16 protein-coding genes are annotated in these 13,344 nt (G+C 67.5%); 7 read left to right on the top strand and 9 right to left on the bottom strand.

The features are described 5' to 3' along the window. The first annotated feature begins 76 nt into the window (after nucleotides 1-76). Complete coding sequence (locus ACLJPX_RS36190) at nucleotides 77-1,021, top strand: alpha/beta fold hydrolase (RefSeq protein WP_410604842.1); 945 nt, start codon at nucleotides 77-79, stop codon at nucleotides 1,019-1,021. Here ACLJPX_RS36190 and ACLJPX_RS36185 read toward each other — a convergent pair. Further along, nucleotides 1,016-1,567, bottom strand: coding sequence for a PIN domain-containing protein (locus ACLJPX_RS36185; protein WP_410604841.1), 552 nt, complete (start codon nucleotides 1,565-1,567; stop codon nucleotides 1,016-1,018). The two genes, ACLJPX_RS36190 and ACLJPX_RS36185, sit on opposite strands and share 6 nt — an antisense overlap. A 3-nt stretch (nucleotides 1,568-1,570) precedes the next feature. Continuing rightward, nucleotides 1,571-2,026 (bottom strand): helix-turn-helix domain-containing protein, encoded by a 456-nt coding sequence (locus tag ACLJPX_RS36180; RefSeq protein ID WP_101611270.1) that lies wholly within the window; start codon nucleotides 2,024-2,026, stop codon nucleotides 1,571-1,573. Nucleotides 2,027-2,148: 122 nt separating this feature from the next. Here ACLJPX_RS36180 and ACLJPX_RS36175 point away from each other — a divergent pair, with 122 nt between their 5' ends. From ACLJPX_RS36175 to ACLJPX_RS36165, 3 genes are all read left to right on the top strand, one after another. Beyond that, the gene (locus ACLJPX_RS36175; RefSeq protein WP_101611271.1) at nucleotides 2,149-3,048 is read left to right on the top strand and encodes a Gfo/Idh/MocA family protein; all 900 of its coding nucleotides are present in this window, start codon (nucleotides 2,149-2,151) and stop codon (nucleotides 3,046-3,048) included. 235 nt (nucleotides 3,049-3,283) lie between these two features. Beyond that, a complete protein-coding gene (locus tag ACLJPX_RS36170) occupies nucleotides 3,284-3,934 on the top strand; it encodes a VanZ family protein (protein ID WP_410604840.1) in 651 nt (216 codons plus the stop codon). Between the two features lie 190 nt (nucleotides 3,935-4,124). Beyond that, the gene (locus tag ACLJPX_RS36165) at nucleotides 4,125-4,883 is read left to right on the top strand and encodes a GNAT family N-acetyltransferase (RefSeq protein ID WP_410604839.1); all 759 of its coding nucleotides are present in this window, start codon (nucleotides 4,125-4,127) and stop codon (nucleotides 4,881-4,883) included. Here ACLJPX_RS36165 and arfB read toward each other — a convergent pair. The 6 genes from arfB to ACLJPX_RS36135 all read right to left on the bottom strand — a co-directional run bounded on the left by arfB (nucleotide 4,872) and on the right by ACLJPX_RS36135 (nucleotide 10,196). Continuing rightward, the gene (arfB, locus tag ACLJPX_RS36160) at nucleotides 4,872-5,303 is read right to left on the bottom strand and encodes an alternative ribosome rescue aminoacyl-tRNA hydrolase ArfB (protein WP_233222919.1); all 432 of its coding nucleotides are present in this window, start codon (nucleotides 5,301-5,303) and stop codon (nucleotides 4,872-4,874) included. The two genes, ACLJPX_RS36165 and arfB, sit on opposite strands and share 12 nt — an antisense overlap. 32 nt (nucleotides 5,304-5,335) lie before the next feature. Next, on the bottom strand, nucleotides 5,336-6,406 hold the full coding sequence (gene purM, locus ACLJPX_RS36155; RefSeq protein ID WP_101613593.1) for a phosphoribosylformylglycinamidine cyclo-ligase: 1,071 nt from the start codon (nucleotides 6,404-6,406) through the stop codon (nucleotides 5,336-5,338). Nucleotides 6,407-6,603: 197 nt separating this feature from the next. Further along, entirely contained in the window at nucleotides 6,604-8,142 is a 1,539-nt protein-coding gene (gene purF / locus ACLJPX_RS36150) for an amidophosphoribosyltransferase (protein ID WP_410604838.1), read from the bottom strand. Nucleotides 8,143-8,409: 267 nt separating this feature from the next. Then, a complete protein-coding gene (locus ACLJPX_RS36145; RefSeq protein WP_410604837.1) occupies nucleotides 8,410-8,811 on the bottom strand; it encodes a hypothetical protein in 402 nt (133 codons plus the stop codon). Beyond that, nucleotides 8,795-9,034, bottom strand: a complete 240-nt coding sequence (locus ACLJPX_RS36140; protein ID WP_037320466.1) for a DUF397 domain-containing protein — start codon at nucleotides 9,032-9,034, stop codon at nucleotides 8,795-8,797. Before ACLJPX_RS36140 ends, ACLJPX_RS36145 begins: the two co-directional genes overlap by 17 nt. Nucleotides 9,035-9,317: 283 nt before the next feature. Continuing rightward, entirely contained in the window at nucleotides 9,318-10,196 is an 879-nt protein-coding gene (locus ACLJPX_RS36135) for a helix-turn-helix domain-containing protein (RefSeq protein WP_410604836.1), read from the bottom strand. Nucleotides 10,197-10,399: 203 nt separating this feature from the next. On the opposite strand from ACLJPX_RS36135, the gene ACLJPX_RS36130 reads away from it, so the two are divergent. Next, nucleotides 10,400-11,197, top strand: coding sequence for an SAM-dependent methyltransferase (locus tag ACLJPX_RS36130; RefSeq protein ID WP_410604835.1), 798 nt, complete (start codon nucleotides 10,400-10,402; stop codon nucleotides 11,195-11,197). A gap of 83 nt (nucleotides 11,198-11,280) precedes the next feature. Here the strand turns inward: ACLJPX_RS36130 and ACLJPX_RS36125 are convergent, their stop codons facing one another. Next, entirely contained in the window at nucleotides 11,281-11,661 is a 381-nt protein-coding gene (locus ACLJPX_RS36125; protein ID WP_410604834.1) for a sterol carrier family protein, read from the bottom strand. 53 nt (nucleotides 11,662-11,714) lie between these two features. Here ACLJPX_RS36125 and ACLJPX_RS36120 point away from each other — a divergent pair, with 53 nt between their 5' ends. Together ACLJPX_RS36120 and ACLJPX_RS36115 are read left to right on the top strand one after the other, a co-directional pair. Beyond that, on the top strand, nucleotides 11,715-12,341 hold the full coding sequence (locus tag ACLJPX_RS36120; RefSeq protein ID WP_410605070.1) for a type VII secretion system-associated protein: 627 nt from the start codon (nucleotides 11,715-11,717) through the stop codon (nucleotides 12,339-12,341). 104 nt (nucleotides 12,342-12,445) lie between these two features. Then, nucleotides 12,446-13,261, top strand: coding sequence for a lysozyme (locus ACLJPX_RS36115; protein WP_410605069.1), 816 nt, complete (start codon nucleotides 12,446-12,448; stop codon nucleotides 13,259-13,261). Nucleotides 13,262-13,344 lie beyond the last annotated feature (83 nt).

Genomic DNA, 13,344 nt, shown 5'->3' with positions numbered 1-13,344 from the left:
TCCGCAACTTTCGTAGCGGCGGACGACCACTTCTTCGGCTGTCCATGCGACCGGCTCGCCCGGTTGCATGGACGGCATGAACGAGCACACGCGTCGTAAGGCACTCACCGTCGCCGGTCTGACCGGCCTCACCGGACTCGCCACCGCCGGCTCGGCTTCCGCGCGTGACCGCCGCGGCGTCCCGACGTTCGTCTTCGCCGCGGGCGCGAACGGCGTCTCCGGCGTCCCGAACGAACTCGTGCTGCGCGGCTATCGCTGCGTCGGCGTCGATCTGCCCGGACAACGGCCGACCGACGCCCAGTTCCGGCTTTCGTACCAGGCTCCGCAGGATCTCGCGGCGTTCGCGACCGAGCCGTCGCCGCTGGCCGGGGTGACCGTGGCCGACCACATCGCCGCGACCGTGGAGACCGTCCGCCGGGCGGCCGCGCACGGCCCGGTCGTCCTCGTCGGCGCCAGTATCGGCGGCGCGGCGATCAGCCTGGTCGCGAACCAGGTGCCGCGGCTGATCGACCTGCTGGTCTACGACACCGCGTTCTGCTGCGGCGAACTCCGCACCCCCGACGAGTACCTCTCGACCGACGAGGGGAAGGCGACACACGCTGCGGTGCTGCTGGAGTTCATGGCGGGCGACCCGGCGGTGGTCGGAGCGTTCCGCTCGAACTGGCGCATCGCCGACCCGGCGCGCCTGGCGAAGGCGAAAGAGGCCTTCATGAGCGACAGCACCGAAGCCGAGTTCCACGCGTTCCTGAACTCGATGATGCCGGACGAGCTGGCCGGGAAAGGCGCCGTCGACTCCCGCGGTGACCTGCGTACTTGGGGCCGCATCCCGCGCGTCTACGTCCGGCACCTGCGCGACAACATCAACCCGCTCGCGTTGCAGGACCGGATGATCCGGGAGGCGGACCGGCGCACCCCGCGCAACCGGTTCCGGGTCTTCGACCTCGACACCGCGCACGTCCCCACTTCGGCCAAGCTCGGCGAACTCCTGGACCTCTACGACCGGCTGGCCCGCGCGCTATGAACGCAGCTCCGCGACAGACTTCTTGAGCCCAGCGCGCTCGAGCGCGTCGAGGATCTCGGCGAAACTCGTCGGCGGGGAGCGCCGGGAATCCGCGATCCGAAGCACCGCCTCGACGACCAGCCTCCGGTTGAGAGCGATCCGGTCGAGCACGAAATCGTCCGAGCCTTGAGCCTCGATGTCCCAGCGCCTCAGGGCGTGGTCCGGAAAGTCCCGCAGGTTCTCGGTCACGATGACCTGAGCCCGCGCCTTGATGGCCGCGGCGAGCACGTGGCGGTCGTCCGGATCCGGAAGAGCGAGCGCCGGAACGAGCGGCTCATAGCCGGTGACCAAACAGTCACGGACCGAGCGATTCATCAGTTCCCGCGTCCGGTCGAGTTTTCCCGGATCGAGATCCGGGCGGTTCTCCTTGAGGTTCCGGAAGACCTCGTCGAGAATCTCGTCCGTCCACTTGGCCTGAACGAGCCCGCTCTGCGCGATCCGGATCAGGAGATCGCGCAGAGCGTTGGGGTACAGCACGTTCGCGTCGAGAAGGACCACAAAGGCCACTTGCTAAGTCAGCCCCATCTCCTGGTTCAGCCGGGAAAGCTCGTCCGCTGCCTCATGACGCCGTCGATCGTCCTGGCGGAGGTAGTCGTGCAGCGAACCCGCCTTCACGCGGCGATGCTTACCGACCGTCCGGTACTCGATCTGTCCCGTCTCGAGCAGCCCGATGAGGAAGGGCCGGGAAACGTTGAGCAGGTCGGCGGCCTGCTGAGTGGTCAGCTCGGCGCGCGACGGGACGATGGACACGCTCTCGCCCGCGGCCACCAAGGTCAGCACCCGAGCCATCAGGTCGACGACCCCACGGGGAACGACCAAGGATTCTTCGTTCTCGTCAACGACGACGCTCACGGTGTCCCGCTCGTGGCGCCGGGCCAGATAGGCCTCGACGTGCGGGAGCGCCTCGAGCGCCACATCGATGTCGTGGCGTCCAGGGACGATCTGGTCAATGGTCAGCGCAGTCATCACTGCTCCCGTGTTCAGCGTGGTCCCAGTATCGGCTCTCAACGAATTATTCGCAATAAACGCAATAAACGCAACTCGATGGTGCGTTCAGCTTGCGCGACGGCACACCTAGACTTGGTGCCGTGGGACAGGGACAGCTGCGTGCAGGTCTGGTCGGTGCCGGTCCGTGGGCGAAGACGGTGCACGCGCCGGGCCTCGCCGATCATCCCGGGACGAGCTTGTGCGCGGTCTGGACCAGGCGTCCCGAAGCCGCCACGGAACTGGCCGAGGCGCACGGCGCCGAGGCCGTCGGCAGTTTCGACGAACTGCTCGACCAGGTCGACGCGGTCGCGTTCGCCGTGCCGCCCGCCGTTCAGGCGGAGCTGGCGGTCAAGGCCGCCGAGGCGGGCAAGCACCTCATCCTGGAGAAGCCGATCGCCGCGGATCTCGACGGCGCGCGACGCCTCGTAGACGCGGTCGAGGCCGCCGAAGTGGCCGCTCTCGTGGTCCTGACCTTGCGTTTCTCGCCGATGACCCGCGACTGGCTCGACGGGATCAAGGAAGCGGGCGGCTGGCGCGGCGGTGGGGCGCGCTGGCTTTCGGGCGCGCTGCTCGGCGGGCAGTACCAGGATTCGGCGTGGCGGCACGACTCCGGCGCGCTCGCCGACATCGGTCCGCACGCCTTCGATCTGCTGGACGCGGCGCTCGGTGAGATCACCGAAGTGCTCGCCGCCCACCGGAGCGAGGACGATCTGTGGCAGCTCCTGTTCGCCCACGCGGGTGGCGTGACCAGTACGGCGACCCTGTCGTTGCGGCTGCCGATCCAGCCGACGGTCGTCGAAGTGGCCGTTTACGGCGAGCACGGTTACCGCACGCTGGGGCGCAAACCGGGTTCGGCGGGCGAGTCGTACACCGCGCTTCTCGACGATTTCGCCGCGATGGCCGCGAGCGGGACGACGTCGCATCCGTGCGACGTGCGACGCGGACTGCACCTGCAGAAGCTGATCGAACGCGCGCGCGAACTCGCTGGACACGCCAAGTAGTACACAGGTCACTCACAAGGCTTTTCCTTGTGAGATAACACCTTCTTCCGGTTGCGCCGCGGCCGTCCACAGGTTTGTCCACAGGCTCCAAAGTGGACGGTCGCCGCCCGGTCCCCAGCACGGCAAAGCCCTTTCCGCTACCGGAAAAGATCACCTTTTAGTGCGGTCGCCCCGCCATGCCGAGTCGATCTTGTGATGCGAAGGTGATCTTTGAGCGCTCCGGAAAGGAAGGGCCATGGGCGAGCTGCTCCGCGCTTTCGGCGCGATGATCCCGTTGACGATCACCGCGATTCCTTACGCTTTGCTCGGGTGGCCGCTGCTCGCGGCGCATCGACGGCGAAGACAAGCTGACCGCTTCTCCGCGTCGGCGACAGCCGCCGTGGACATGACGCTCGCGCTGGCCTGCTTCCTGGTGTTGTGCCTGGTCACGATGCCGGTGACCGGCGCGCAGGGCAGCAGACTGAGCCTCGAACCCGGCACCGACCTGCGCCTCGCGTTGAGCGACGGCGCCAACCTTTGGCAGGCACTGGGCAACGTCCTCATGCTGAGCCCGCTCGGCGCGCTGCTTCCCTTGCGGTCCCGCCGTCTGCGGTCACTGGGCCGGATCGCGCTGGGCGCGCTGGCCGTCTCGGTGCTGGTGGAGGGCACGCAATATCTGATCCAGGCGGGCAGGGTGACCTCCGCCGACGACATCCTCCTGAACACGCTGGGCGCCGTGATCGGCGCCGCGTTGAGCAAACGTCTCTGGCACCGGCTGGACGTCCGGCCACCGGTGAAGATCCCGGCGCAGGTCCGGCGGGTGTGCGACGCCCCCGTCCGGCTGCGGGTCCCGAGGTCGGTGTGGGACGAGCGCTATTCGAGCATCGCGCATCCGCAGCGGCGGTAATCCGGTTGACCGCCGTGCGAAAGTGATCGCGAAAGCCTTCGTACCAGGCAGTGTCCGTTCAGAAAGAGGGATGCCTCATGCCTGACGCCTTCAGCGGCGTCGGCACGAGCTAGCCGGCGCTCACGCCAGCTCCACCACGCACGCGGATCTCCCGTGCGTCTCTTTCTCCTGCCCGAAAGGCTTTCCACCAGTGCGTTCAGACACGATCGATGCTCTGCAGTCCTACATCCGCACCACCGCGGCGAACTTCCGCGAAACCGAGCGGATCGGGCCGTTCCTGGCCACCTTCACCACCGGGAACGACCACATGTTCCTCAACTACGCGATCCCCGACAACGGCGGGAAGCCCACCGCGCAGGACGTCGCGAAGCTGACCGAGGCGTTCCGCGCACGCGGGCTCACGCCGCGGTTGGAGTTCCTGACCGAGGCTGCTCCCGAGGCCGAAGCCGTGCTCGTCGAAGGCGGCTACGCCTTGGAACGGCGGATCCCGTTGATGGTCTGCCCGCCGGGGCGGGTCGTCGGGCAGCCGGTTCCCGGCGGGATCACGCTGAAGACACCCGTCACCCCCGCCGAACTCCGGTTGATGATCCGGGCGCAGACCGTGGCGTTCGGCGAACCCGACCCCGGTGAGCAAGCCGAGCCGTCCTCTTCCCAGCTGAACGGCGAGACGATCTCGGTCATGGCGGTCACCGAAACCGGTGAATGTGTCGGCGGCGGGGTCGCGACGGCGGTCCTCGACGGCGCGAGTGAAATCGCGGGGATCGGGGTCCTCGACGGGTACCGGCAGCGCGGGATCGCCGCGGCGCTGACCGAGCACCTGGCCCGTGAGGCCCATGCTCGTGGCGGCGAGTCGGTGTTCCTGACGCCGGGCGCCGGACAGGCGGAACGCGTCTACGGCCGTGTCGGCTTCGAGACCGTGGCCGAGTGCGTGCACCTGTCAATCATCTGAGTAACCGCTGCGGCGTGACTTCTTGACATCGCCGCGGCGCTTCTTCGAGGCCAGGCGGCGTTCCTTCGAACCTCTCGAAGGTTTGGTGGGACGCCGCTTGGCGGCCGGGGGCGCCGACGCGTCGGCCAGCAACATCACCAGCCGGGCCCGCGCGGCTTCCCGGTTCATCAGCTGGGAGCGATGTTCGGACGCGGCGATCGTGACGACGCCGTCGACCAGACGCGACGAAAGCCGGTCCAGCATCCGGGCCCGGAGATGTTCCGGGATCGAAGCCGAACCGGCCACGTCGAAGGAAAGTTCGACCCGCGAGTCCGTGGTGTTCACGCCCTGCCCACCCGGGCCCGAAGACCGGGAGAACCGTTCGCTCAATTCGGCACCCGGGATCACGAACCGGGTACCGATCACCACGTCATCAGCCACGGACCCAGTGTGTCACCTGAGTCCAAGCAGATTTAGAAGCGCGGGTGGTCACCGGAGAGCACGGCGCGCGGGCCGTCCGGGTCTTCCGCGGGCTGCACGTCGCCGAGGATCCACGCCGGCACGTGCCGCGCGGTCAGCATCGCGAGCGCGCGATCCACGTCGTCGGGACCGACGATCGCGACCATGCCGACGCCCATGTTGAACGTCTTCTCCAGTTCGGCGCGCTCGACCTTGCCGCGGTGCCCGATCAGCGCGAACACCGGCGCCGGGGTCCAGGTGCCTCGTTCGAGCTTCGCGACCAGGCCGCGCGGCATGACCCGGGCGAGGTTCTGCTCCAGCCCGCCACCGGTGACGTGCGCGAACGTGCGGACGTCGGCCTCGGCGACCAGCGCGAGGCAGTCCTTCGCGTAGATCCTGGTCGGCTCCAGCATCTCCTCGCCCAGCGAGCGGCCGAACTCCTCGACGTGCCCGTCGAGCGGCATGCGCGCGATCTCCAGCAGCACGCGCCGGGCGAGCGAGTAACCGTTCGAGTGCAGGCCGGACGAGCCGAGCGCGAGTACGACGTCGCCGGGGCGGACCCGCTCCGGGCCGAGCACCTTCGACGCTTCGACGACGCCGATGCCGGTGCCCGAAAGGTCGTAGTCGTGCTCGCCCATCAGGCCGGGGTGCTCCGCGGTCTCGCCGCCGAGCAGCGCGCAGCCCGCCTGGACACACCCTTCGGCGATGCCGCCGACCAGCGCCGCGATCTTCTCCGGCACGACCTTGCCGACGGCGATGTAGTCCTGCATGAACAGCGGCTCGGCACCGGTGACGACCAGGTCGTCGACGACCATCGCGACCAGGTCGATGCCGACGGTGTCGTGCTTGTCGAGCGCCTGCGCGACGGCGATCTTGGTGCCGACCCCGTCGGTCGACGAGGCCAGCACCGGCTCTTTCCACTTGTCCAGCTTCAGGGAGAACAGCCCGGCGAAACCGCCGACCCCGCCCATCACCTCGGGCCTGGTGGCCCTCTCGGCGTGCGGTTTGAGCAGCTCAACGGCTTTGTCACCGGCGTCGATGCTGACTCCGGCGGCGGCGTACGTGGCGCTCGTGGACTCGCTCACGGAAGCGGACTCCAACTCTGGAAGAAAGGACTAGTGGTTGCGATCGGAGGTTCGTCGGGGGTATTCGGCGGATCCAGGTTTCTGCTGGGCGTGCGGCCGGGAGATCCGTGTACCGGTGTTGTACTCGGGTCTTCCGGCCGTGCGTCCAGCGGGAACCTGGGCCGTCGAGACACCCGGCGAATCTCCGATCGTGACCACTAGGGACGCCGGATGGCGTCTTCAGCACCGTACCCGGCAGCGCTGACGGGCTTCGCCGCGCCATTGACCGAGTCCATGCTCTCCAGCAGGTGCTTCCCGATCAGCGCGTCCTCGGGGAGCGCGATCGGGTACTCGCCGGAGAAGCAGGCGGTGCACAGACGCGACTTCGGCTGCTCCGAAGCCGCGACCAGCCCGTCCAGGGAGATGTAGCCCAGCGTGTCCGCCCCGATGGAGCGGCGGATGCCGTCGAGGTCGACGCCGTTGGCCACCAGTTCGGCACGGGACGCGAAGTCGATCCCGTAGAAACACGGCCAGCGGACGGGCGGCGACGCGATCCGGACGTGCACCTCGAGCGCGCCGGCTTCCCGCAGCATGCGGACCAGCGCGCGCTGGGTGTTGCCGCGGACGATGGAGTCGTCGACCACGACGAGCCGCTTGCCGCGGATGACGTCGCGCAGCGGGTTCAGCTTCAACCGGATGCCCAGCTGGCGGATGGTCTGCGACGGCTGGATGAAGGTGCGGCCGACGTAGGCGTTCTTCACCAGGCCCGTGCCGTAGGGGATGCCGGAGCCCTGCGCGTAGCCGATGGCGGCCGGGGTACCGGATTCGGGCACCGGCATGACCAGGTCGGCGTCGGCCGGGTGCTCACCGGCGAGTTTGCGGCCGATCTCGACGCGGGTGGCGTGCACGCTGCGGCCGGCGATCGAGGTGTCGGGGCGCGCGAGGTAGACGTACTCGAAGACGCAGCCCTTGGGCTCGGGGTTCGCGAACCGCGAGGAGCGCAGGCCCTCGGCGTTGATCGCGATGAGCTCACCGGGCTCGACCTCGCGGACGAACGACGCGCCGCAGATGTCCAGCGCGGCCGTCTCGCTCGCGACCACCCAGCCGCGTTCGAGCCTGCCGAGCACCAGCGGGTGCACACCGTGCGGGTCACGCGCGGCGTACAGCGTGGACTCGTCGGCGAAGACCAGGCAGAAAGCGCCCTTGAGGGTGGGCAGCAGTTCCAGCGCGGCGGCTTCGATGCCCTTGTCGGCGGCGTTGGCCGCGAGCAGCCCGCACACCAGGTCGGAGTCGCTGGACGAACCGGTCAGGCCGAGGTGCGGTTTGATACCCGCTTCGATGGTGCGATCGCGGAGTTCGGCGGTGTTGACGAGGTTTCCGTTGTGCGCGAAGGACAATCCGCTGCCCGTCGCGGTGGTCCGGAAGATCGGCTGCGCGTTCTCCCAGATGGTCGCGCCGGTGGTGGAGTAGCGGCAGTGCCCGACGGCGATGTGTCCCTGCAGAGACTGCAGGACCTGCTCGTCGAATACCTGACTGACCAGGCCGAGATCCTTGAAGACGACGATCTGCGAACCGTCGGAGACCGAGATGCCGGCCGCTTCCTGGCCGCGGTGCTGAAGTGCGTAGAGCCCGTAGTAGGTCAGCTTCGCGACCTCTTCTCCGGGCGCCCAGACACCGAAGACGCCGCATTCCTCGCGGGGTTCCGGATCGGGCTGGTCGGTCACGGGCTGTCCGGCGAGGGACGGGTCGGAAACCACCGAGGTGCTCCCAGGGGAGAAGAGGGCAGGCCGCCACCAGTGTAAACGGTGGGCCGGAGATCAACGCGCCGTGCGACGTGGCACTGGACACGCTTCAACTGACTACTGTGAGTGAGACTGCGTCCACGGTCGACCCTGCCGGGACGCCGACAGCGTTCAATGACCGTGAGTGACGGGCGGGTGTCAAGACCCGTCACTCACGACCCCCGACCAGCCGACCGCTCCCCCTCGACAGAGGCGGTCGACTGTGCATTGGGGTGTCGGAGATCAACCGGCGGCCAGCCACTTGGACGTGCCGCCGCGGCCAGGGACCCAGCAGCCCTTGGTCGCGGTCTCCGGGAGGAACAGCGAGCCGGGCGTCCGCTCGTCCGGGAGCGCGAGCAGTGCCGTCAGCACCGTCGCCGCGTCGCCGGCGGATCGCCACAGCCACATTTCCGGTTCGAGGATGTCCTCCTCGGTACCCGGCATACGGGTCGCGATCACGTCGTCCTCGGCGTTGAGCCGGACCACGTCGACCACGTTGTCGTGGACTCGCACGCCGACCACGGCCATGACCTCGCCGTTCGCGTCGCACGGGTGCACGAACTGGTACCCGCGGTGGATCAGTTCCTGCAGGCCGCTTTCGATATCGGTGATTTCCGCGGTGATGGTGTCACCCGAGAACATCATCGAATTCGCCGTCCTTGGCACCCGCGAGGAACGCGGCCATCTCGGCCTGGGTGTAGATCAGTGCCGGCCCGGTCGGGAAGCGCGAGTTGCGCATCGCGATCTCTCCGGACGCGAGCGGAGCCACCTCGACGCAGTTGCCGATCGCGTTGCTGTAGCTCGCTTTGCGCCAGTGCGCACCGGTAAGACGATCGGCCGGGATGCCGTTGTCGAACTGTTCAGCCATGGTCCCCACCTTCCCCGACGAAGCTTTGGGCGATGCATCTGCATGTGCATTTGCCTGTGATCCCAAAGTTAGCACGTGTGGCTGCAGCGGTAAATGCACGTGCAGAAGTTTTTGCAGTATTCGCATACCGTGATGACGAAAGTCCCCGGAGGTCCCACTAACGTGTGAGGACTATCGACCCCATTGGGTGAACAACTACCGCTTGTGGCGGGGTTTTCGGGTGTACGCAAAGAAAACCCCGGCCGTCACCGGGACGGCGGCGAACCCCACAACGGTGAGCGGCTCAGATTTCCGCGCGGCGCTTCAGCAGCATCTGACGGCTGCGGTCCGGCGTCTCCGCGTCGACCGCGAGCATGTCCAGCGCCCGGCTGTACCGCTCGATCTCGTCGCGCTTGTCGATGTAGTGCGCGCCGGTCAGGTATTCGGTGTAGGCGATGTTCGGCAGTTCCTCTTCCGCGAATCTGAGCAGCGAGAACGCGCTGTCCGCGGAGTAGCCGCTCCGATCGAGCGGGAGGACCTGGACCGAGATGTTCGGCTGCTGGATCATCTCCAGCAGGTAGTCGATCTGGCCCTTCAGCACGTCGCGGTCGCCGATCGGACGGTGGAGCACCGACTCGTCGAGCACCAGCCACAACCGCGGCGCGTCCGGCCGGGAGAGCATCTTCTGGCGCCGCATCCGCAGCGCGACCCGGCGATCGATCTGCTCGTTGACCATGTCCTTGCGGCCGTGGCTCATGATCGCCCGCGCGTAGTCCTCGGTCTGCAGCAGACCCGTGACGTACAGCGGCTCCCAGACCTGGATCCGGGCCGCGGCCTCTTCGAGCCCGACGAGGTCGTTGAACCAGCTCGGCATCAGGTCGCCGTAGCGGCGCCACCAACCCGGCTCGTTCGACTCCTTGACCATGTCGAGGAACAGCTGCCGCTCGTCGGGATCGGTCATCCCGTACATGGTCAGCAGATCGGCGACGTCGCGTTCCTTGAAGCCCACGCGGCCGAGTTCGAGACGGCTGATCTTCGACTCGGAGCCGCGGATGCTGTAGCCGGCCTCCTGGCGAGTGATCCCCGCGTCCTCGCGCATCCGGCGGAGCTGTGAGCCGAGGATCATCCGCCGCGCGGTGGGACCCAGGGACTGCTCACCGCCGGACGGGGTGACCGCGTTCATCGACCGGGGACCTTTCGTACGCCAACACTCGCCAGGGGAACTAGCCGATTACTGAAAGTACACGTTTGGACCTCGACACGACAGGGATGGCTCGGTTTACCCGCCGCGTACGTGGTTCTACTCTACGTAGAGTCCGAGACTTCCGACACAGTTTTGTGAGGTTCAAGATGCCCGACGCCCCGCCCCGGACGGAACGAGTGCCTGTGGGTGTCGACCCGACGCGGGCCAGCATCGCCCGGGTGTACGACGCCTTCCTTCTCGGCAAGGACAACTACGAGATCGACCGGGAGGTGCTGCGGAAGGTCCAGCAGGCGGCCCCCGAAGCGCAGGACCTGGCGACCGAGAACCGCGGCTTCCTGATCCGCGCGTGCCGGTTCCTCGCCAGCCAGACGGGCATCACCCAGTTCCTCGACCTGGGATCCGGCCTGCCGACGGCCGAGAACACGCACCAGGTCGTGCAGCGGATCAACCCCGAGATCAAGGTCGTCTACGTCGACAACGACCCGGTCGTGCTCGCCCACGGACGGGCCCTGCTCGAAGAGAACGAGAACACCCACTTCGTCTCGGACGACATCTTCGAGCCGGAGCGGATCCTGGCGAACCCGGACATCGTCCGGCACATCGACTTCACGCGGCCGATCGCGTTGCTGCAGCTCGGGACCCTGCACCACTTCAACGGGCCGAAGGACCAGCCCGCCAAGATCATGAAGAAGTACATCGACGCGCTGCCGTCGGGTTCGTACGTCGCGATCTCGCACTTCTCCGACCCTCAGGACGACTTGTCCGAGGTCGCGCGCAAGATGGAGGACTTCTTCATCCACAGCCCGATGGGCTCGGGCACCTTCCGTACCCAGGAAGAGATCAAGGAGCTGTTCCACGATCTCGAGATGATCGAGCCCGGCGTCAAGCTGTGCGCCGACTGGTGGCCGGACGGCCCGCGGATCAAGGAGCTGAACACCGCGCAGCGGACGATCTCGGGCGGGATCGGCCGGAAGGCGTAATCCCAGGTCCCGCGTGCAATGAAAGGCCCGTTGCTTGCGAAATTTGCAAGTAACGGGCCTTTCATTGCACGCGCGAGGCGGGTTCAGAGGCGGACCAGGGGCAGCCAGTGGGCCAGATCGGCCCGGCTCCCGGAGGCGGTGACCCGCCCCGACTCGACGGCGTCGGCCCAGCCGAGCCGCCCGGTCGCCAGTTCCAACCACGTGCGCGGATCCGTTTCGACGACGTTCGGCGGCGTCCCGCGCGTATGACGCAATCCTTCGACACACTGCACCGCCGCGAACGGCGGCACCCGCACTTCGACACTCTTCCCCGGGGCGTCCGCGGCCAGCGTCCGCAGACTCAGCCGCACCGCCGCGGCCAGCTCAGGACGGGCGGGCTCCGGCCCGGATCCGCTCAACCAGGGGGAAATCGCCGTGATCGCGGCACGTAACTCAGCGGGGTCGACCGAACGCGAAGAGGCCATGGGAGAACAGTAGAGTGAGCGCGAACAAACCTTCAGGCACCCGGAACGTGGGGATGGCGATGGCGCAGCGGGACGAGGCGGATCGGTTGGCGTCGAGCCCGGCGGGCAAGCGGAAACCGGGCAAGCCGAAGATCACCGAAGAGATGCGCGCCAACGCCAGGGCCAATCCGAACAGCTGGCTTTACGTCATCGACGAGGCCTTCGACCCCGACGGCCCGGTGCCGTCCTGGGCGGTCGTCGGCGCGTACCCGGTGAACGGCGCGGGCGAGATCGTCGAGGACTTCCACCCCAACGACCGCTACCGCCCCTCGCCCAAGGCGCTCGGCTTCCCGGAGCCCCGCAACGAGCTGGAGCAGTTGCTGCAGCTGGTGCGGACGAACCACCGCCCGGCCGCCGACCTGCCGCGGGTCTTCCTCGACTCGACGCTGTTCGTCTACGCCCTTTCTCCGGTGCAGCGCACGGTCATCGGCTTCCACAACACCGACGGCCAGGTGCTGGTGCCCGCCTACACGGCGAAGGCGCTGGTCCCGCGCGAATGGCCGCACGCCCGCGCGGTGCTGGGCCGGGACATGGTCCCGCTGCTCGCCGGGCACCCCGTGACCATCAATCCGCATGATCGGCTCACCGCGATCGTCCCCTCGGAGCACCTCGACAAAGCCCTTTCGGACGAGCGTCGCTAGGGCTCGATTAACCCACTCGGCCCAATTTTTTCGGCCTGAATGCAACTCTTTCGAGTGATGTTCGAGTCGCTGATTCCCTTGTCCCGGGGGATCGTGGCGACGTGATGAGTCGCAGAGTGTGTTCAAAAGGCTGGGGGGCCGTCCTCGCGGCGGGGGTCTTGCTGCTCGCACAGACCCCCGCCGTCGCACGGGAAGCGGGGCCCAGATACGACGGGGCCGAGGAGCACTACGCCGGTTCACAGATCGCGCTGCACGAAGGCGTCAATGTGTCGGTAGGGCCGCTGTACGGCGGCGAAGCGCAGACGCTCGGTCATGACGTCAGCGGACATCAGGGCGAGGTCGACTGGCCCGGCGCGTCCAGGACCGGCGCGAAGTTCGTCTACGTGAAGGCGACCGAGGGCACCGGATTCGTCAATCCCCGGTTTCCCCAGCAGTACAACGGTTCCTACGGTGTCGGCCTGATCCGCGGCGCGTACCACTTCGCGCGTCCCGACATCTCGGACGGCGCCGCGCAGGCGCATTACTTCGTCGACCACGGCGGCGGCTGGTCCGCGGACGGCAAGACGCTGCCGGGCGCGCTCGACGTCGAGTACAACCCGTACGGCGAAACCTGTTACGGCAGGACGCCGGCGCAAATGGTCGCGTGGATGGCGTCGTTCGCCGAGACCTATCTCTGGCGGACCGGACGGCATCCGGCGATCTACACGTCGACGAGCTGGTGGAAGCGTTGTACCGGGAACAGCAACATGTTCTGGCAGAACCCGCTGTGGATCGCGCGCTACAACACGGAGATCGGCGAGCTGCCCGCCAGCTGGAAGACCCACACCATTTGGCAGTTCTCGAACAAGGGCAGCCTGCCCGGCGATCAGAACTGGTTCAACGGCACGGAAGATCGCGTACGCGCGATGTCGAACGGCTGAACTCCCCTCCGACCGGGTGTTACAAGATCACAGAACACCGTCAACATGGAAATGAAAATCACCCACACGTAGCACCAATTTCA

The sequence above is a fragment of the Amycolatopsis sp. lyj-90 genome (assembly GCF_046549035.1).
In the GTDB taxonomy this organism is placed as follows: domain Bacteria; phylum Actinomycetota; class Actinomycetes; order Mycobacteriales; family Pseudonocardiaceae; genus Amycolatopsis.
This window is presented reverse-complemented; position numbering and strand designations above follow the sequence as displayed.

Excerpts from the sequence above, each read along its gene's own strand:
- ACLJPX_RS36140 (WP_037320466.1), bottom strand. The coding sequence starts at position 9,034 with ATGGCTGAACAGTTCGACAACGGCATCCCGGCCGATCGTCTTACCGGT.
- ACLJPX_RS36125 (WP_410604834.1), bottom strand. The coding sequence starts at position 11,661 with ATGGCCTCTTCGCGTTCGGTCGACCCCGCTGAGTTACGTGCCGCGATC.
- ACLJPX_RS36145 (WP_410604837.1), bottom strand. The coding sequence starts at position 8,811 with ATGATGTTCTCGGGTGACACCATCACCGCGGAAATCACCGATATCGAA.
- ACLJPX_RS36135 (WP_410604836.1), bottom strand. The coding sequence starts at position 10,196 with ATGAACGCGGTCACCCCGTCCGGCGGTGAGCAGTCCCTGGGTCCCACC.
- ACLJPX_RS36170 (WP_410604840.1), top strand. The coding sequence starts at position 3,284 with ATGGGCGAGCTGCTCCGCGCTTTCGGCGCGATGATCCCGTTGACGATC.
- ACLJPX_RS36115 (WP_410605069.1), top strand. The coding sequence starts at position 12,446 with ATGAGTCGCAGAGTGTGTTCAAAAGGCTGGGGGGCCGTCCTCGCGGCG.
- ACLJPX_RS36120 (WP_410605070.1), top strand. The coding sequence starts at position 11,715 with ATGGCGATGGCGCAGCGGGACGAGGCGGATCGGTTGGCGTCGAGCCCG.
- ACLJPX_RS36190 (WP_410604842.1), top strand. The coding sequence starts at position 77 with ATGAACGAGCACACGCGTCGTAAGGCACTCACCGTCGCCGGTCTGACC.
- ACLJPX_RS36180 (WP_101611270.1), bottom strand. The coding sequence starts at position 2,026 with ATGACTGCGCTGACCATTGACCAGATCGTCCCTGGACGCCACGACATC.